Origin of the sequence: Alcaligenes sp. NLF5-7 (genome assembly GCF_024266725.1) — a bacterium.
GTDB classification, from domain to species: Bacteria; Pseudomonadota; Gammaproteobacteria; order Burkholderiales; family Burkholderiaceae_B; genus Alcaligenes; species Alcaligenes phenolicus.
This window is the reverse complement of sequence record NZ_CP100755.1, coordinates 1457477-1474815: the sequence shown is the minus strand read 5'-3', so window position 1 is coordinate 1474815 and position 17339 is coordinate 1457477. Positions and strand designations below refer to the sequence as shown.

At 58.3% G+C, this 17339-nt stretch carries 17 protein-coding genes; 9 read left to right on the top strand and 8 right to left on the bottom strand.

What is annotated here, in order from left to right; genetic code table 11:
- The first annotated feature begins 4 nt into the window (after window positions 1-4).
- The 7 genes from MID00_RS06940 to MID00_RS06910 all read left to right on the top strand — a co-directional run bounded on the left by MID00_RS06940 (window position 5) and on the right by MID00_RS06910 (window position 7738).
- Window positions 5-790, top strand: coding sequence for an ABC transporter ATP-binding protein (locus tag MID00_RS06940; protein WP_009460135.1), 786 nt, complete (start codon window positions 5-7; stop codon window positions 788-790).
- Window positions 791-801: 11 nt separating this feature from the next.
- A complete protein-coding gene (locus tag MID00_RS06935; protein WP_009460134.1) occupies window positions 802-1731 on the top strand; it encodes a branched-chain amino acid ABC transporter permease in 930 nt (309 codons plus the stop codon).
- 12 nt (window positions 1732-1743) lie between these two features.
- The gene (locus MID00_RS06930) at window positions 1744-2808 is read left to right on the top strand and encodes a branched-chain amino acid ABC transporter permease (RefSeq protein ID WP_009460133.1); all 1065 of its coding nucleotides are present in this window, start codon (window positions 1744-1746) and stop codon (window positions 2806-2808) included.
- Between the two features lie 86 nt (window positions 2809-2894).
- Window positions 2895-4214, top strand: coding sequence for an ABC transporter substrate-binding protein (locus MID00_RS06925; protein WP_031232792.1), 1320 nt, complete (start codon window positions 2895-2897; stop codon window positions 4212-4214).
- A 50-nt stretch (window positions 4215-4264) separates the two neighbouring features.
- Complete coding sequence (locus MID00_RS06920) at window positions 4265-5098, top strand: ABC transporter ATP-binding protein (protein ID WP_035268554.1); 834 nt, start codon at window positions 4265-4267, stop codon at window positions 5096-5098.
- 253 nt (window positions 5099-5351) lie between these two features.
- Window positions 5352-6632: a phenylacetate--CoA ligase family protein gene (locus tag MID00_RS06915; protein ID WP_254500076.1), complete on the top strand. Its 1281-nt coding sequence runs from the start codon at window positions 5352-5354 to the stop codon at window positions 6630-6632.
- A gap of 128 nt (window positions 6633-6760) precedes the next feature.
- Window positions 6761-7738: an amino acid ABC transporter substrate-binding protein gene (locus MID00_RS06910; protein WP_250757277.1), complete on the top strand. Its 978-nt coding sequence runs from the start codon at window positions 6761-6763 to the stop codon at window positions 7736-7738.
- Between the two features lie 270 nt (window positions 7739-8008).
- Here MID00_RS06910 and MID00_RS06905 read toward each other — a convergent pair whose 3' ends face one another.
- The 3 genes from MID00_RS06905 to dprA form a co-directional block, all read right to left on the bottom strand.
- Window positions 8009-8476, bottom strand: a complete 468-nt coding sequence (locus MID00_RS06905) for a hypothetical protein (protein ID WP_009460130.1) — start codon at window positions 8474-8476, stop codon at window positions 8009-8011.
- Window positions 8476-9396: a hydroxymethylglutaryl-CoA lyase gene (locus MID00_RS06900; protein WP_009460129.1), complete on the bottom strand. Its 921-nt coding sequence runs from the start codon at window positions 9394-9396 to the stop codon at window positions 8476-8478. Before MID00_RS06900 ends, MID00_RS06905 begins: the two co-directional genes overlap by 1 nt.
- 106 nt (window positions 9397-9502) lie before the next feature.
- Window positions 9503-10657: a DNA-processing protein DprA gene (gene dprA / locus MID00_RS06895; RefSeq protein WP_254500075.1), complete on the bottom strand. Its 1155-nt coding sequence runs from the start codon at window positions 10655-10657 to the stop codon at window positions 9503-9505.
- Between the two features lie 168 nt (window positions 10658-10825).
- On the opposite strand from dprA, the gene def reads away from it, so the two are divergent.
- Window positions 10826-11344 (top strand): peptide deformylase, encoded by a 519-nt coding sequence (def, locus tag MID00_RS06890; protein WP_009460127.1) that lies wholly within the window; start codon window positions 10826-10828, stop codon window positions 11342-11344.
- 5 nt (window positions 11345-11349) lie between these two features.
- Entirely contained in the window at window positions 11350-12291 is a 942-nt protein-coding gene (gene fmt, locus MID00_RS06885) for a methionyl-tRNA formyltransferase (RefSeq protein ID WP_009460126.1), read from the top strand.
- 16 nt (window positions 12292-12307) lie between these two features.
- Here the strand turns inward: fmt and MID00_RS06880 are convergent, their stop codons facing one another.
- From MID00_RS06880 to MID00_RS06860, 5 genes are all read right to left on the bottom strand, one after another.
- The gene (locus MID00_RS06880; protein ID WP_021447093.1) at window positions 12308-13243 is read right to left on the bottom strand and encodes a DMT family transporter; all 936 of its coding nucleotides are present in this window, start codon (window positions 13241-13243) and stop codon (window positions 12308-12310) included.
- A gap of 70 nt (window positions 13244-13313) precedes the next feature.
- The gene (locus MID00_RS06875; protein ID WP_254500074.1) at window positions 13314-14669 is read right to left on the bottom strand and encodes an amidase; all 1356 of its coding nucleotides are present in this window, start codon (window positions 14667-14669) and stop codon (window positions 13314-13316) included.
- A 42-nt stretch (window positions 14670-14711) separates the two neighbouring features.
- The gene (locus MID00_RS06870) at window positions 14712-15395 is read right to left on the bottom strand and encodes a DUF2848 domain-containing protein (protein ID WP_009460123.1); all 684 of its coding nucleotides are present in this window, start codon (window positions 15393-15395) and stop codon (window positions 14712-14714) included.
- Window positions 15396-15428: 33 nt separating this feature from the next.
- Entirely contained in the window at window positions 15429-16712 is a 1284-nt protein-coding gene (locus tag MID00_RS06865; RefSeq protein WP_009460122.1) for a TRAP transporter large permease, read from the bottom strand.
- Window positions 16709-17329 (bottom strand): TRAP transporter small permease subunit, encoded by a 621-nt coding sequence (locus MID00_RS06860; protein ID WP_254500073.1) that lies wholly within the window; start codon window positions 17327-17329, stop codon window positions 16709-16711. The genes MID00_RS06865 and MID00_RS06860 overlap by 4 nt, the downstream gene beginning before the upstream one ends.
- Window positions 17330-17339 lie beyond the last annotated feature (10 nt).

Below are 17339 nucleotides of genomic sequence, written 5' to 3'. Positions count from 1 at the left end.
GCAAATGCCGGGCCGTCGCATTGGCCCAGTGGTACTGGATTTGAAGAATATTTCGCTGTCCTTTGGTGGTGTGAAAGCGCTGACCGACATCTCGTTCAACATCCGTGAACACGAGATCCGCTCCATCATTGGCCCGAACGGCGCAGGCAAAAGCTCCATGCTGAACGTCATCAATGGCGTGTATGCACCACAACAAGGCGAGATTGTCTTGCGTGACCAGAGTTATGCCCGCATGAACTCGCGTCACACCGCCGAGCAGGGCATTGCCCGCACCTTTCAGAACCTGGCTCTGTTCAAGGGCATGAGTGTGCTGGACAACATCATGACCGGCCGCAATCTGCACATGAAAAGCGGGGTGTTTGCCCAGGCTTTCCGACTGGGCGGTGCCGAGCGTGAAGAGATTCGCAACCGTGAATACGTGGAAGGCATCATCGACTTTCTGGAAATCCAGGCCTACCGAAAAACGCCGGTAGGACGCTTGCCTTACGGCCTGCAAAAGCGGGTTGACCTGGGTCGGGCACTGGCGATGCAACCGAGCATTCTGCTACTGGATGAGCCCATGGCGGGCATGAACATCGAAGAAAAGCAGGATATGTGCCGTTTCATTCTGGATGTGAACGAAGAGTACGGCACCACGATTGTTTTGATTGAACACGATATGGGTGTGGTCATGGATATTTCAGACCGTGTGGTGGTCCTGGACTATGGCAAGAAAATTGGTGACGGAGTACCGGACGAAGTACGACAAAACCCGGACGTCATCCGCGCCTATCTTGGCGCTGGCCATTGAGGGGAACGGACATGGCATTTTTTCTTGAAACGTTACTGGGCGGCCTGATGAGCGGGATGTTGTACGCCCTGGTCGCGCTGGGCTTTGTGCTGATCTTCAAAGCATCGGGTGTCTTTAACTTTGCACAGGGCGCCATGGTGCTGGTGGCCGCGCTGGCCATGGCCCGTCTGTCCCAGTGGATTCCGCAGTTGCTGGGCATGGAGCCGGGCATCCTGGGCAATGTGCTGGCTTTCATTGTCTCGGCCATCTTGATGTTTGTGCTGGCCGTCGTCATTGAGCGCTGGGTGCTGCGCTATCTGGTGAATCAGGAAGGCACAACCTTGCTGATGGCCACGATCGGTATCAGCTATCTGCTCGACGGTCTGGGTCAGATCGTGTTTGGCAGCTCCGTGTATTCCATTGATGTGGGCATGCCCAAAGACCCGGCTTTCATTCTGGAGTCCATGTTTGAAGGCGGTGTGCTGGTCAGTCTGGAAGACTTGAGCTCGGCCGTGGTGGCGGCCTTGCTGGTTGTGGCCCTGGCCATCTTCTTCCAATACACCAGCGTGGGCCGCGCCCTGCGTGCGGTGGCGGACGATCATCAGGCAGCGCAATCCATTGGTATTCCCTTGAACCGTATCTGGGTGGTGGTCTGGACCGTAGCCGGTTTGGTGGCTCTGGTTGCCGGCATTATCTGGGGCTCCAAATACGGGGTGCAGTTCACCTTGTCGACCGCAGCGCTGCGCGCCTTGCCGGTGGTGATTCTGGGTGGTCTGACCTCGGTGCCCGGCGCTATTGTGGGTGGCCTGATTATCGGTGTGGGCGAGAAAGTGTCCGAGGTTTACCTGGGCCCTTATGTAGGTGGCGGCATCGAGATCTGGTTTGCTTATGTGCTGGCCCTGGTGTTCCTGCTGTTCCGACCACAAGGTCTGTTCGGCGAGAAGATTATTGATCGCGTCTGAGGTGGAGTCGATATGATTTACCGCGAAAATGGTCAGTTCAAAAGCAGCTATCGGGCTGACCAGCAGATTTTTCCCATCCGCCAGGATCGCTATGTGGTGTTGGGCTTGTTGCTGGTGGCATTCCTGCTGGTGCCAGCCATGGCATCCAACTACTTCCTGCAAGCTATTCTGATCCCCTTTCTGATCCTGTCTTTGGCAGCGATTGGCCTGAACATTCTGGTGGGCTATTGCGGCCAGATTTCCATCGGTTCGGGTGCTTTCATGGCTGTGGGTGCGTATGCCGCCTGGAACTTTGGTGTCCGTATTCCGGAGCTGCCACTGGTCCTGCAGATCCTGCTGGGCGGCGTGTTCGCCACCTTGGTAGGCGTGGCCTTTGGTATCCCCAGCTTGCGTATCCGTGGCTTGTACCTGGCCGTCACGACCTTGGCCGCACAGTTCTTTGTGGATTGGGCTTTCCTGCGTATTGCCTTCTTCACGAACTACTCGCCTTCCGGCAACGTGTCGGTGCCTGCCTTGAGCGCCTTTGGCTTGCCGGTTCAAACCCCCATGCAGAAGTACCTGTTCGTGCTGATCTTCGTGGTGGTGTTTGCTCTGCTGGCCAAGAATTTGGTGCGTGGTGCGATTGGCCGCCAATGGATGGCCATTCGTGACATGGACGTGGCCGCAGAAGTGATTGGTATTCGTCCGGTCTACGCCAAGCTCACCGCCTTTGCCGTCAGCTCTTTCATCATCGGTGTGGCCGGTGCCTTGTGGGCTTTTGTGCACCTAGGTTCCTGGGAGCCGCTGGCCTTTGACCTGAACCGCTCCTTGCAGTTGCTGTTCATCGTCATCATCGGTGGTCTGGGCTCGATCGTAGGCAGCTTTTTCGGTGCCGCGTTCATGGTCTTGCTGCCCGTGTTCCTGACCAACGTGCCGCACTGGTTTGGTGTGTCCATTGGCGTGGATACCGCCTCGCATATTGAACACATGGTATTCGGTGCCCTGATCGTATTTTTCTTGATTGTGGAGCCGCACGGTTTGGCTCGACTCTGGAGTATTGGTAAGGAAAAGCTGCGCTTGTGGCCCTTCCCCCATTAACAGCAGGTAGGCAGTTCATTACAACAACAGCCCCGCCAATCGGGACGGGGTACTTAGACAAATGGTACTTATCGGAGGACCAGGAGATGACAACACGACTGAAACGCGCTGTGCTCGGTTTGAGTGCTTGCGCTGCAATGCTGACCATGAGTACAGCCGCTGTAGCAGCCGAGGAACAGTACATTCCCTTGCTGACCTACCGCACCGGCTCCTTTGCCCCACTGGGTATTCCATGGGCGGATGGCAAGCTGGACTATCTGGCTCTGGTCAATGAACGTGACGGCGGTGTGAATGGCGTCAAGCTGGTATACGAAGAGTGTGAAACGGCGTACGCCACCGACCGTGGCGTAGAGTGCTACGAGCGCATGAAAGGCAAGAACGGGGGGGCGTCTGGTTTTGACACCCAGTCCACGGGCATTACGTTCGCGCTGACCGACAAGGCCTTTGTGGATGGCGTGACCATTGAGACCATGGGCTACGGCCTGTCGCACTCGGCTAACGGTGCGGTATTCGAGTGGAACTTCCCGCTGCTGGGTACCTACTGGACTGCGGCTGACGTCATGATCCAGGACATCGCCAAGCAAGTGGGCGAGGACAAGCTGAAGGACCAGCGCATTGCTCTGGTTTATCACGACTCGCCGTACGGCAAGGAGCCTATCGCCCTGTTGCAAGCACGCGCCAAGGAACAAGGCTTCAAGCTGGATCTGTACCCTGTGACCGCCCCTGGCGTGGAACAGAAATCCACCTGGCTGCAAGTGCGCAAGAACCGTCCTGACTTCGTCCTGCTGTGGAGCGCCGGGATCATGACGCCTACCGCCATCCGTGAAGCTCAGGCTGTGGGTTACCCACGCGACAAGATCTACGGCATCTGGTGGGCAGCTTCCGAGAGCGATGTGGTCGATCTGGGCCAGACCGCCAAGGGCTACAAGGGCATCACCATTCACAACAGTGCTGGGGACGGTCCGGTGCATGACGCTGTGCGCGAGATGCACGCCAAAGGCAAAGGCGCTGAAAACGGTGACAAGTACGTCGGCACGCTGGCTCACACCCGCGGCATGATGATCTCCATGATGCAGGTTGAGGCTATCCGCACCGCACAAGAGAAGTTCGGCAAAGGTCAGCACATGACTCCCGAGCAAGTGCGCTGGGGCTTCGAGAACCTGAATCTGGACGAAGCACGCCTGAAAGAGCTGGGCTTTGAAGGCATCATGCGTCCAGTCAAAACCTCGTGCAACAACCACATGGGTGATGACTGGGCCCGTATCGTGCAGTGGGACGGCAGCAAGTTCGACGTCGTGTCCGACTGGTATCAGTCCGACAAGAAGTTTGTCGATCCTTTAGTCAAGGAAATGTCGGCTAAATACGCCGCCGAGAAGAAAATTACGCCTCGCACCTGCGAAGGCTAAACCCAGGCGCCCAGGGTTCGCCCTGGGCACTGCATTGCGTGGGGAAGATTATGAGTGAGACCGTAGGCCAAGTGGATGAGACGCCCATCTTGTTGGACGTCAATGGCATCGAAGTGATTTACAACCACGTCATTCTGGTACTCAAGGGCGTGTCCTTGCGTGTGCCAGAAGGGCGGATTGTTGCCTTGCTGGGCGCCAACGGTGCCGGTAAAACCACGACCTTGCGGGCCGTATCGAATTTGCTGCGCGCCGAGCGTGGCGATGTGACCAAAGGCCAGATCCATCTGCGTGGCGAACGTATTGACCAACTGACTCCGGCTGATCTGGTCAAGCGCGGCGTGGTGCAGGTGATGGAAGGGCGCCACTGTTTTGCGCACTTGAGCATTGAAGAGAATCTGCTGACCGGGGCTTATACCCGTACCTTGTCACGCGGCGATTTAAGCGCCGAGCTGGACAAGGTGTACCAGTATTTTCCGCGTCTGAAGCAGCGCCGTACCAGTCAGGCCGGCTATACCTCGGGCGGGGAGCAGCAAATGTGTGCCATTGGCCGTGCCTTGATGGCCGACCCGGGCATGATCTTGCTGGATGAACCCTCCATGGGCCTGGCACCGCAGGTGGTGGAAGAAATTTTCGAGATCGTGCGTGACCTGAATCAGCGCGAGCGCGTCAGCTTCTTGCTGGCCGAGCAAAACACCAACGTGGCCCTGAAGTATGCCGACTACGGCTACATCCTGGAAAACGGCCGCGTCATGATGGATGGACCCTCCCAGGCCTTGGCCGAGAACGAAGACGTCAAGGAGTTCTATCTGGGTGTGTCCGGGGGCGAGCGCAAGAGCTTTCGCGACAATAAATTTTATCGACGACGCAAGCGCTGGCTGGCTTAACTCCCAAGGATTTCCAATGTATCAGCAGGGCCTGGCCTGTATTGAAAGCAGCAGGATCAGCACAGGAGCAGGCCACCGATCGGGATGCACACAAGGTGCCGCCCTGACCCCTTTTGACGTTTTTAGTTTTGGGCAGCTTCTGGCTACACGGGGTGTGGTAGCAGAGCTTGGTATCGACACCTGTCTGTCTGCGGACAGAACGTCGGCTGGGCGCGGGAGTGTTTGAATGCCAATTCATCCCACTGGAGGAGAGATGAGCGAATATTACGACGAGCGCGAAACCCTGGAGCCGGACGAGCGCGAAGCCGATTTACTGTCCCGTTTGCCGCAGGTCTTGCAAGCGGCCGCAAAAGGGGCCCCTGCGATTGCCAAGCAACTGGGTTCGGTTGATCTGGCCGCCGTGCGCAGCCGCGAGGATCTGCTGGCCATTCCGGTGTTTCGTAAAAGCGAGCTGCTGAAAGCCCAGCTGGAAGCGCGCGAGCAGGCTCGCTCCGGGGCGCCGTCTGCGGATTACGCGCAGTCCGTATTCGGGGGCTTTTCCTCCATTGCCTGGGGTGCGGCCCGCAAGGTGTTTGCCTCGCCCGGTCCCATGTACGAGCCAGAAAGCCGTCGTCCGGACTATTGGGGCTTTGCACGCGCACTGTACGCGGCCGGTTTCCGCCGCGAGGAACTGATTTTCAACTGCTTCTCCTACCACTTCACCCCGGCTGGTTCCATGATGGAGACCGCCGCACATGCCCTGGATTGCACGGTGTTTCCAGGAGGCGTGGGTCAAACCGAACAGCAAGTACAGGCCATGGCCGATTTGCGCCCGCATGGTTATACCGGCACCCCCAGTTTTCTGAAGATCATCATGGAAAAAGCCCAGTCCATGCAGATTGCGCTGCCAGGGCTGAGCAAGGCCTTGTTCTCCGGCGAAGCCTACCCGCCTTCCTTGCAAAAATGGTTCAGTGAGCACGGGGTGGCAGGCTACCAGGCCTACGGCAGCGCTGATCTGGGCATGATTGCCTACGAAACCCAGGCCCGCGAAGGCTTGGTGCTCAATGAAAACCTGATTCTGGAAATTGTGCGTCCTGGTACAGGCCAGCCGGTTGCACCGGGCGAAGTGGGCGAGGTGGTCGTGACCTCCTTTAACCCCGACTATCCGCTGGTGCGTTTCGGGACAGGAGACTTGTCTGCTGTCATGCCCGGCCAGTCTCCCTGCGGTCGTACCAACCAGCGTATTCGCGGCTGGATGGGGCGGGCTGACCAGACCACCAAGGTGCGCGGCATGTTTGTGCATCCAGGGCAGGTGGAGCAGATTCGTCTGCGTCACAAGGAACTGGGCCAGGCGCGCTTGGTGGTGCGTGGTGCCAGTGGACAAGACCAGATGGTGTTCCAGGTAGAAGTCGCGTCCAAGCCTGAGGGTTTGGAAGGCGCTTTGGCCGACTCGATTCGTGAAATTACCAAACTGCGTGCCCAGGTGGAGTTCATGGAGCCAGGAGCCTTGCCTCGGGATGGTAAAGTCATCGAGGACCAACGCAGCTACGATTAATTAGCCATGTAGATATGCACACAAGTAGCAGTCGGGCTGCGGTACTATGCTGGAAAATAGTCAATACCTATATCTTTGAGGAGAGCCCGATGCGTTTTGTGCCAGTTTCTGCTGTAGTCCTGGCCTTGATGGCCAGCATGCCTGCTGCCCACGCCGACACCCTGGACAACGTCAAACAGCGCGGTCACGTGCTGTGTGGTGTGACCACCGGATTTGCCGGTTTTTCTGCCCCTGATGACAAGGGCACGTGGACGGGTCTGGATATCGACGTGTGTCGCTCGGTAGCCGCCGCCACCCTGGGCGACGCCAGCAAATTCAAGGCCGTACCCTTGAACTCGCAGCAGCGCTTTACGGCCCTGCAGTCGGGCGAAATTGATCTGTTGGCTCGTAACACCACCGTGACTCAGCAGCGTGACACTGCTGTCGGTGCGATCCACGCCGGTATCAACTTCTACGACGGTCAGGGCTTTTTGGTGTCCAAGAAACTGGGCGTATCCAGCGCCAAGGAATTGAACGGTGCCACGGTTTGTATGCAGACTGGCACGTCTAACGAAAACACCATGGCTGACTGGGCCCGTGCCAACAAGGTTGAGTACAAGCCTGTAGTGATCGAGCAGTTCAACGAAGTGGTTAACGCTTTCGTGGCTGGCCGCTGTGATGTGTTCTCTACCGACGCTTCCGGTCTGGCGTCGATCCGTATCTCCAAAATGGAGAACCCGGACGACTACCTGGTGCTGCCTGAAATCATTTCCAAAGAGCCGCTGGGCCCATTCGTCCGTCAGGGTGATGATGCCTGGCTGAACATTGTGAAATGGTCCATTCAGGCCAGCTTCAACGCCGAAGAGCTGGGTGTGACCGCTGCCAACGTGGACGAGAAGCTCAAGAGCAATAACCCCAATATCCAGCGTTTGCTGGGCGTGACTCCCGGTGCCGGCAAAAACCTGGGCCTGGACGAGAAATGGGCTTACAACATCATCAAGCAAGTTGGTAACTACGGTGAGTCCTTCGAGCGCAACGTGGGTAAAGGCAGCCCGCTGCAAATCGAACGTGGCCTGAACGCCTTGTGGATCGACGGTGGCCTGATCTACGGTCTGCCGATTCGTTAATCCTTTCGGGATTCGCGATATGCAAAAAGCAGCTCTCTTTGAGGGCTGCTTTTTTATTGACTGATCGATCTGGGGGTTATGACGTTGATGAGCTTTGTGCTTTTTGCCCCCTGGCGATATGGGCTGCCCTGAACCCTTGGTGCATGTATCGCCGTGTGTTGGAACACGGCGATAGATAGGCTACGTAACTGTAGTACGCGGTTTTCGGATGGGAGACGTCCAGCATTGTTTCCCCCGATATGGCAAGCCGTATGGGGCAAACAGGGAGACTTAGCTCTTGCGCCGCAATACCAGCGAAATCTTGGCAAAGGCCACTTGCAGATCCTGTGTGGCACCTTGGAAAATCACAGGGCGGCCACGCCGGGTAAAGCAGATCAGGCGCTTGGAGTTGAACAGCGGCACAAACTTGGCAAAGTGAATATCCTGCCATTGCACCTCCCGTTTCATGATCCAGTTCTGGCGTATGCCATTCTGGTCAATCGTGGTGATGCCGTGCCACATATGCCAGGCAATCAGAATCAGGCCGGTAAACAGCAGGACCAGGCAGCCCGCCAGGACGGGGCTGATGGCGGCCCCTTGTGGGGAGCTGGCCACCAGCGCGAAACGCACGCCGATCAGGGCCAGCACAATCCAGGCGCTGGCTGCTACCCATTTGGGCCAGGAACGGCCTTGAATGGGAAGCGAGCCCAGATCCTTCAACATGGCATCAATTTCCTCTTTCGAGGGAGCTTGGCTCATCAGCACGCGGCGGCCCCTTGCTTGCGGGCGGCCAGAGCGTTACCGGCGTTGCTGGCCGATTTGCGCTTCAAATGAGCCGAAATCCATTGCCCCGTGTCTACCACGGCGTTCAGATCAATGCCGGTTTCAATATCCAGCCCTTGCATCAGGAACAGCACGTCTTCGGTGGCGACGTTGCCGGTTGCACCCTTGGCGTAGGGGCAGCCGCCCAGACCGGCTACGGAGCTGTGAAAGATATGGATGCCAGCTTGCATGGAGGCAACGATATTGGCGATGGCCTGGCCGTAGGTATCGTGGAAGTGGCCGGACACATGAGCCGGGTCAATGTGCTCGGTTACCATGCGCATGACGTCATACACCTGGCGGGCCGTGCCTACGCCGATGGTGTCGGCCACATCGATCTCGTCACAGCCCAATTCGATCAGGCGTTTGCCCACTTTCAGCACATTGGAGGGAGCCACAGCGCCTTCATAGGGACAGCCGAAAGAACAGCTGATGGAGCCGCGCAGACGCAAACCGGCTTCTTTGGCAGCCTGGGCAACCGGGGCAAAGCGCTCCAGCGATTCTTCGATGCTGCAATTGATATTGCGCTGGGAAAATGCCTCACTGGCGGCGGCAAAGATCACCACTTCGTCAGCCTTGGCGGCCAGGGCACCTTCAAAACCACGCATATTGGGTGTCAGAACCGAATAAATCGTACCGGGACGTCGGTCGATAGCAGCCATTACATCTGCGCCGTCCGCCATTTGCGGCACCCATTTGGGCGAGACAAAGGACGCGGCTTCCACGTTCACAAAACCGGCGTGGGACAAGCGGTTGACCAGTTCGACCTTGATGTCGGTGGGGATGAATTCTTTTTCGTTCTGCAGGCCGTCCCGAGGGCCGACCTCCACAATCTTGACGCGCGATGGGTATGACATGAAGTTTCCTGAAGGGGTAGATGGCTGGGGCTGGAAGGCCCTTACGTAATCGTCATGATACCTCTTGAAGGCCAGGGCTGGCGTCCTAGGAACTGCCCTATGGTCTTTAAGGTTTCAAGCGTTGAAAGCGTCCGTCCGCCAGGGGTTCGATGCAGCCTGCCAGCTCCAGTTCAGCCAGAACGGCAGGCAGTTCGGTCGCCAGCAGACCTGTGCGTCGCATCAGCTGTTCGGGGCTGAGAGGCGCAAAATCGATACGCTCCAGAATAGGGCGCAATTCCTCGGGCAAGGCTTCATAAGGATTGGGTTTTGAACCAGTTTGTGGAGCCCTATCCAGATTGGAGTCGCCTTGCACATTGCCCAGTTCGTCCAGAATATCCTGGGCGCTTTCCACCAGTTTGGCACCTTGGCGTATCAAGGCATGGCAGCCGCGAGCCAAGGGGGAGTGAATGGAGCCGGGAATGGCAAAAACTTCTCGACCTAATTCTCCGGCCAAACGAGCCGTGATCAGGGAGCCACTTTGTTTGGCCGCTTCAACCACCAGTACGCCTTTGGCCAAGGCAGCCACAATGCGATTACGGCGTGGGAAGTGATGGGGCATGGCCCGGGTGCCCAAAGGAAACTCGCTCAGCAATAGACCGTCAGCGCTGATCTGATGAGCCAGATCGCGGTGTGCTGCCGGGTAGACCAAGTCCAGCCCCGTCCCCATCACGGCAATAGTGCCTGCGGAAGAAGGGCCGGCTTTTAACGCTCCTTTGTGTGCCGCCTGGTCGATGCCGCTAGCCAGGCCGCTGATGATGCACCAGCCTCTGGAGGCCAGAGTAGCTGCAAAATCTGTCGCGATTTCCTGGCCGGATTGGGTGGCATTGCGGGCTCCCACAATAGCCAGTCCTTTGCGTTGCAAGGCTCCCAGATCGCCGTTGGCATATAACAGCAAAGGAGCGTCGTGCAGGTCCAGCAAGGAGGCGGGATAGGTGGGGTCAGCCAGCGTCACGATATGGTGATTGGCTTGCTTGAGCCATGCCACCGCTTGTTCAATCTGCGCCTGCAGCTCGTCCAGTGGTTCCTGGCTTAGTTGCACAGCCAGTTCGGCCGGAAGATGGCGCGACAGGGTTTGAACCGAGCTTTGATAGATTTGCGGTGGAAGCCCACAGGCAGCCAGCAATTGCCGGGCCTGGGCGGGCGCAAGCTCTGGCTCCAGCGACAGGCGCAACCAGGCACGCAATTCTTCCGAGATTTCATCCGAGCTAAAATGATCAGGCATAAGGTAGTGTGGCACGAAACCGATCTTTGTTCTGTGTGGCCCGGACGTTTGTATCCAGTGTGACTGCCGCTTCGGGGGCTAGGGCTTCATATGCTGCCGGGGCAATCGGGTGCCGCCCTGAAACTTGTTTTATTATATCGACTTATCGCTTTTTCTTCGGACATGACAATGGCTTTGCTTCCTATCCTGAAATTTCCTGACCCACGTCTGCACACGGTTGCCAAACCCGTGCAGGAGGTCGACGACCGTATTCGCAAACTGGTCAAGGATATGGCCGAGACCATGTATGACGCGCCCGGCGTAGGGCTGGCCGCGACGCAGGTTGACGTGCACGAGCGCGTGGTGGTCATTGACGTATCGGAAAGCGGCAATGAATTGCTGGTGCTGATCAACCCGGAAATCACCTGGAAAAGCGAAGAGCTGAAGGTCTACGAAGAAGGCTGCCTGTCTGTACCTGATACCTACGACAAGGTTGAGCGCGCCGCCAATATTCGCTTCAAGGCCCAGAATGAAAAAGGCGAGTGGTACGAGAAAGAAGCCGATGGCCTGCTTGCCGTGTGTGTTCAGCATGAACTGGACCACCTGGATGGCAAGGTGTTTGTGGAGTACCTGTCCGTGCTCAAGCGTGAGCGTATCCGCAGCCGTCTGCGCAAGCAGCAACGTGAAGCACTGAAGGCAGGGCAATAGTCGCCATGCGTATTGTTTTTGCCGGCACTCCGGATTTTGCCCGTATCGCCCTGGAAGCCCTGTTAGCACAGGGCTTTGATGTTCCTTTGGTCATGACGCAGCCAGACCGTCCAGCTGGCCGTGGCATGAAGCTCAGTCCCAGCCCGGTCAAGCAAGCCGCTGTGAACGCTAATATCCCGGTGCTGCAGCCGCACAGCTTGCGTCTGGATGGCAAGTATCCCGAGGAAGCAGCCCAGGCCCGCCAGACCTTGCTGGATTTACAGCCGGATCTGATGGTGGTGGCAGCCTACGGTCTGATTTTGCCCAAGTGGACTTTGGAGCTGCCGCGCTATGGTTGCTTCAATATTCATGCCAGCCTCCTGCCTCGTTGGCGCGGTGCGGCACCGATCCAGCGTGCGATTCAGGCGGGTGATGCGGCCACGGGCATTACCATCATGCAGATGGATGAAGGCCTGGATACCGGCGATATGCTGGTGCGCAGCGAGCTGGCGATTCGTGATGATCACAGTGCCGCAACCCTGCATGACGATTTGGCGCAGCTAGGTGCACAGGCCTTGCTGGAAGCCTTGCAGCAAGTGCGTGATGGCACCTTGCAGGCGACTCCCCAGCCAGAAGAAGGCGTGACCTACGCCGAGAAACTGTCCAAGGCCGAATCAGTGCTGGAGTTAGGCCAACCGGCCAAGGAGCTGGAGCGCCGTATTCGCGCGTTTGACCCAGTGCCTGGCTCCACCCTGTCCCTGCCCGGTTTGGAGCAGCCCGTGAAAGTTTGGCGCGCTCAGGCGCTAGAGCAGAAGCATTCAGCAGAACCTGGTCAGGTTCTGAACGTCAGTGCCCAAGGCATTGACGTGGCTTGCGGTGAAGGTGTGTTGCGTTTGCTGGAGCTGCAAAAAGCCGGTTCCAAGCGTCAGCCCGTCGCCGTCTTTGTGCAGGGCTGGCAGTCTCGCTAAGCCTTGCCACCTGGACTCAGGCGCCAGACCTGTTCTGGCGCCGCCACTCCAGAGTCCCAATCACAATGCCGCTGGTACACACCACGGCAATCCCGATCCAGGTAAAGACATCCGGGAACTGACCCCAGATCAGCCATCCCAGCGCGGCTGCGGCCACAATTTGCAGATACACAAACGGGGCCAGCAAAGACGCCGAGGCGCGTTGATAGGCCTGTATTTGCAGCAGATGGCCCAGACAACCCCACAGTCCGGTCGAAATCAGAATCAACCATTGGAAAAAGCTCAGCTCTTTTAAGGCAGGCAGGGCGGCGGGCAGTAAAAAGGGTAAGGCAATGGTCAGGCAGATGCTGCCGACTGCACCGCTCCAGATCAGGGTGGTCAGCGAATTGTCCACGGCCACGCGACGTGTTGCGATAAATTGCGTGGCGAACAGACAGGCGGTCATCAAGCCAAACATCACCCCTATTGGGTGCAGGCCAGCGGTAGGTCGGATGATGATCAGCACGCCCAGAAAGCCGACTCCGGCAGCTACCCAGCGACTGATGCGCGGTGGCTCTTTCAGAATCCAGGGGGCAACAGACAGCACCAGCAAAGGGGCCAGAAAGTTGATGGAGGTGGCTTCGGCTTGAGGCAGATAGCTCAAGGCGTTGAAAAACGAGAAGGTGGACAGCATCATCACTGTGCCACGCAAAATTTGTGCTTTGGGGCGGGAGCTGCGCAGGATCTTTCGGCCCTTGACCGGCAAGACCAGCGCCAGCACCAGTCCCAGGTGGACGACGTAGCGAAACCAGCACATCACCAGCAGGGGCACACCAAAGCCCATGATCCATTTTCCGCTGGCATCCAGACCCGACAGGGCCCAGGAAGACAGAATCAGAATGAGCACCCCCGCCAAGGGAAAGACCGTGGGCGTCATGGTCTGGGGCAAGGAGGAGGACTGGGGTGTGCTCATGACAGGCTCCTGACGAAAAGCACAAGGACGGCCGGATGGCCGTCCTGGAAGGAACGTAAATCTTACTGGATTAGCGTTTGCGCAGGGGTAATACCCGTTCGATTGCTGAACCTACTGCCAGCAGATGTTCGTCGTGGTAGGCAGGAGCTGCCACCATCAGGCCCACAGGGGCTTCATCAGCGGCATGGCAAGGCAGCGACAGGGCGCAGCCGTCCAGGAAGTTGATCAGGGTGGGGTTGCGCAGGACCAGGCCGTTAGTGGCGAAGTAGACTTCGTCCGACTCTTTCAGATCGGCAATGCGGGGAGCGACAACGGGCACGGTAGGCATCAGGACGGCGTCGTAGCGCTCCAGACGGCTTTCCACCGCGCTGATCCAGGCCTGGCGGGTGTCTTGCAGTTCGATGTAGTCGGCGCAATCGATGTCCTTGCCGCGCAGAATGCGGGAAGCCACGCGTGGGTCGTATTGCTCGCCCTTGCTTTGCAGGGTGTCGCGGTGCACGGACCAGGCTTCGGCGCAGACAAAACCGCCTTTGCGGTTGATCTGCGGCAGTTGGTCAAACTCGGGCAAGTTGATTTCCTCAACCACAGCGCCTTGCTCACGCAGCAGGGCGATGGCACGGTCAAAGGCGGCGCGCACGGTTTCATCAATGCCGTCAAACACAAAGGTCTTGGGCACAGCCAGACGCAAGGTGTCCAGGGCAGGTGTTGCCACGGGCACATAAGGCTGATCGGTCAGGATGGAGTCCACAATGGCGCAACACTCTACCGAGGCAGCCAGAGGGCCATTGGAGTCCAGGCTGCGCGACAAAGGCATGGTGCCTTCGCTGGGAACGCGCTCGGCGGTGGGTTTGAAACCGGTCAGGCCGTTAAAGGCCGAAGGAATACGGATGGAGCCGCCCGTGTCGGTACCAATGGAGAAAACCGACATGCCTTGAGCGACGGCCACGCCGGCGCCGGAGGACGAACCCCCCGGGATGCGGGCATTGTCACGGTCCCAAACGGAACGAGGCGTACCGTAGTGGGGGTTGATGCCCAGACCGGAGAAGGCAAACTCGGTCATATTGGTGGAGCCGATCAGAATGGCACCGGCGCGCAGCAGGCGCTCCACAATGGTAGCGTTCTGTTCGGCCGGTTCGGCGTCTTTCAGCACAGCCGACCCACCCAGAGTGATGTAGCCCGCGATGTCATGCAGGTTCTTGACCGACATGGGCAGACCTTCAACCAGCGAGCGGCTCAAACCGGCAGCGCGCAAAATGTCGGAGGCTTTGGCGGCGGCCAGAGCCTGTTCAGCAAACACTTCGATGAACGTGGCAGCGCCGTCACGGCTTTCGTCCTGGATACGGTCCAGGGCTTGCTGGGTCAGTTCGACCGAGGTGGTTTCGCCACGATCAAGAGCACGTTGCAGTTCGGTAATAGTCGCTAGCATGGGTCACTCGCAAAATAAATGGGTGGGGCGGGCTGGGCCAGTTTAGGCTACTTCAGGCAGGATTTCGGTTACGTAGGTATGACGGATGCTGCGTTCGCGGCGGGGGTCATACAGTTCCATGGTGAACTGGGTAGCAGGACGAATGCCGCCGATGGCACCCACGGTACCGCAGGTCATGCCAAAGCCTTCAGGCATGGTGGTGGACTGGAAGTAGCCTTCGATCAGCTCCAGCGGGTTCTTCAGGGTGGACAAGGGACCGTCCTGGTACAGAACTTCCTTGCCGTCTTCCTGAATGTAGGCGCGGATGATCAGCTCGTCCCAGTAGTCGGCCACGTCGCTGAACAACCAGGCTTCGCGAGCAACGGGCTTGGCGCAGATCTGCTTGGACAGGGCCACGCTGTGGGCTTCCAGTACGCGGTCCGTGTGGTCCGAGGCCAGGCTGACCAGCAGGCGGCCCTGGTGGTTGAACACAAACACTTCGGTCTCGCCGGACGAACCGGAGCCCACGACCTGGATGTCGGCATCCTGGATCATCTGGTTGGCGGCGATGCGGTAGTACAAAGGCACCGAGCTAGGGCGCGGTACGCCCAGTTCGGCCAGCTCTTCAATATGGTGCTCGATGGCAGCCAGATCGCGGCCAGCCCAGCCGGCCACGATGCAGTGCTGCAAATCAGCTTCGATGATTTCAGTGTGGGTGGCCTGGGCCAGTTCAAAGGTCAAACGCATAGCAGTACTCGTTTACTCAAAGACAGATTGGGATTAACCGAACAGGCGTGGCAGCCACAAAGCCAGATCCGGGAAGATAGCCAGCAGGCCCACCATGGCCAGCAGCATGATCACAAAGGGCAGGCTGCCCATCATGACGTCATTCATGCTGCCGCTCTTGCGCAGGCTCTGGACCACAAACAGGTTCAGACCAACCGGCGGAGTGATCAGCGCCACTTCCACCAGAATGATGATGGCAATACCCAGCCACACCGGATCAAAGCCCAGGGCGATCATGATGGGAGCCACGATAGGGATGGTGGTGATCATCATGGACAGGGTTTCCATGAAGCAGCCCAGCACCAGGTAGAACACCACGATGATCATCAACATGACCATGGGTGAGACACCCAGGCCCGTGATGGCGTCGGTCAGCGCATTGGTCAGGCCAGTGGCGGACATGACAAAGTTCAGGAAGGCCGAACCGATCACGATCAGCATGATCATGGCGGTGGCTTTCATGGTGCCTTCCAGCACTTCCTTGATCATGTTCCAGCTCATACGGCCCGAGAAGGCAGCCAGAATCAGAGCACCGACCACACCCAGGGCAGCAGCCTCGGTTGGGGTGGCAACACCGGCGTAAATTGAGCCCACGACCAGCAGGAAAATGCCCAGTGGTGGAACCAGGTGCACCAGGCTGGCAAAACGCTGGCCCCAGGAGGCCTTGATCTTCGCACCGCCCCATTTGGGTTTGACCATACATGCAGCAGCAATTGCCAACATGAACAGCAAGGCCATGCCCAAACCGGGGATGATGCCGGCCAGGTACAGCTTGGGCACCGAAGTGTTGGTCAGTACGCCGTAGATCACCAGGTTGATCGAAGGCGGAATCAGAATGCCCAAGGTACCGCCAGCGGCCAGACTACCCAGGAACAGAGGCTCGTTATAGCCTTGTTTCTTGATTTGCGGCAGGGCCACGGTGCCCACGGTGGCAGCAGTGGCCACGCTGGAACCGGAGGTGGCGGCAAACAGGGCGCTGGCACCAATGTTGGCGTGCATCAGGCCGCCGGGCAGCCAGGACAGCCACAGGCTCATGGCGTTGTACATACGTTCAGCCATGCCCGAGCGCAGCAGGATCTCGCCCAGCATGATGAACAGGGGAATGGCCACCAGCAGGAATTCGTTGCTGGTGCCCCAGGAAATTTCACCCAATGCGCCGGTCAGGGGCAGCATGGAGTACAGCGGGTCCAGAATCAGGCCCAAAACACCCAGGGCAGCGCCCACGGGAATGCTCAGTCCGATCAGAACGAGCAAGAGAGTCAGTGCGGTTGTAATCATTTGGCGTCTCCTTGCACCATGCGTTTGCCAGCCTCGGCTTCTTCAGAGGCTTCTTCCTGGGTGCTGCGGATACCGCACAGGGATTGGATACCGGCCAGGTCACCTGTAATCAGGGCCAGGCTGGAGCGCAGCAGCATCAAGGCCAGAACGACGCACAGCCAGATCAGGCCGCCCACCCACAGGAACTGGGGAATCCACAAGGGAGTGCCCATGGCGGTGTTGGCGGTGGACTGGTTGGTCCAGGACAGGCTGGCCACGTCAGTGGCGTACAAGGTCAGGTAGACAATGAAAACAGACAGGGCCACCAGAGCAATCCAGTCCAGCAGGGCAGCCAGACGAACAGGCAGGTGCTGGTAGATGGCGTCGATACGGATATTGGCCCGTTGCAGGGTGGCAAAGGACAGTGCCCAGGAAATGCTGATGGCAAAGGCATAGCCGGACAGTTCATCCGAGCCGCCCAGAGAGCTGCCACTGAATTTGCGGAACAGGACGTCCGCGGTGATGTAGAGGGCGCTGATCAATGTCAGGCTGCCTGCGAACCAGATGGCGACGCGCGACAGGGATGTGGCGGCGGACAGCAAACGGTTCAGCATGGCGAATTTTTCGGTATTTTCCATGATGTCTACC

Excerpts from the sequence above, each read along its gene's own strand:
- MID00_RS06940 (WP_009460135.1), top strand. The coding sequence starts at position 5 with ATGCCGGGCCGTCGCATTGGCCCAGTGGTACTGGATTTGAAGAATATT.
- MID00_RS06935 (WP_009460134.1), top strand. The coding sequence starts at position 802 with ATGGCATTTTTTCTTGAAACGTTACTGGGCGGCCTGATGAGCGGGATG.
- MID00_RS06930 (WP_009460133.1), top strand. The coding sequence starts at position 1,744 with ATGATTTACCGCGAAAATGGTCAGTTCAAAAGCAGCTATCGGGCTGAC.
- MID00_RS06925 (WP_031232792.1), top strand. The coding sequence starts at position 2,895 with ATGACAACACGACTGAAACGCGCTGTGCTCGGTTTGAGTGCTTGCGCT.
- MID00_RS06920 (WP_035268554.1), top strand. The coding sequence starts at position 4,265 with ATGAGTGAGACCGTAGGCCAAGTGGATGAGACGCCCATCTTGTTGGAC.
- MID00_RS06915 (WP_254500076.1), top strand. The coding sequence starts at position 5,352 with ATGAGCGAATATTACGACGAGCGCGAAACCCTGGAGCCGGACGAGCGC.
- MID00_RS06910 (WP_250757277.1), top strand. The coding sequence starts at position 6,761 with ATGGCCAGCATGCCTGCTGCCCACGCCGACACCCTGGACAACGTCAAA.
- MID00_RS06905 (WP_009460130.1), bottom strand. The coding sequence starts at position 8,476 with ATGAGCCAAGCTCCCTCGAAAGAGGAAATTGATGCCATGTTGAAGGAT.
- MID00_RS06900 (WP_009460129.1), bottom strand. The coding sequence starts at position 9,396 with ATGTCATACCCATCGCGCGTCAAGATTGTGGAGGTCGGCCCTCGGGAC.
- dprA (WP_254500075.1), bottom strand. The coding sequence starts at position 10,657 with ATGCCTGATCATTTTAGCTCGGATGAAATCTCGGAAGAATTGCGTGCC.
- def (WP_009460127.1), top strand. The coding sequence starts at position 10,826 with ATGGCTTTGCTTCCTATCCTGAAATTTCCTGACCCACGTCTGCACACG.
- fmt (WP_009460126.1), top strand. The coding sequence starts at position 11,350 with ATGCGTATTGTTTTTGCCGGCACTCCGGATTTTGCCCGTATCGCCCTG.
- MID00_RS06880 (WP_021447093.1), bottom strand. The coding sequence starts at position 13,243 with ATGAGCACACCCCAGTCCTCCTCCTTGCCCCAGACCATGACGCCCACG.
- MID00_RS06875 (WP_254500074.1), bottom strand. The coding sequence starts at position 14,669 with ATGCTAGCGACTATTACCGAACTGCAACGTGCTCTTGATCGTGGCGAA.
- MID00_RS06870 (WP_009460123.1), bottom strand. The coding sequence starts at position 15,395 with ATGCGTTTGACCTTTGAACTGGCCCAGGCCACCCACACTGAAATCATC.
- MID00_RS06865 (WP_009460122.1), bottom strand. The coding sequence starts at position 16,712 with ATGATTACAACCGCACTGACTCTCTTGCTCGTTCTGATCGGACTGAGC.
- MID00_RS06860 (WP_254500073.1), bottom strand. The coding sequence starts at position 17,329 with ATGGAAAATACCGAAAAATTCGCCATGCTGAACCGTTTGCTGTCCGCC.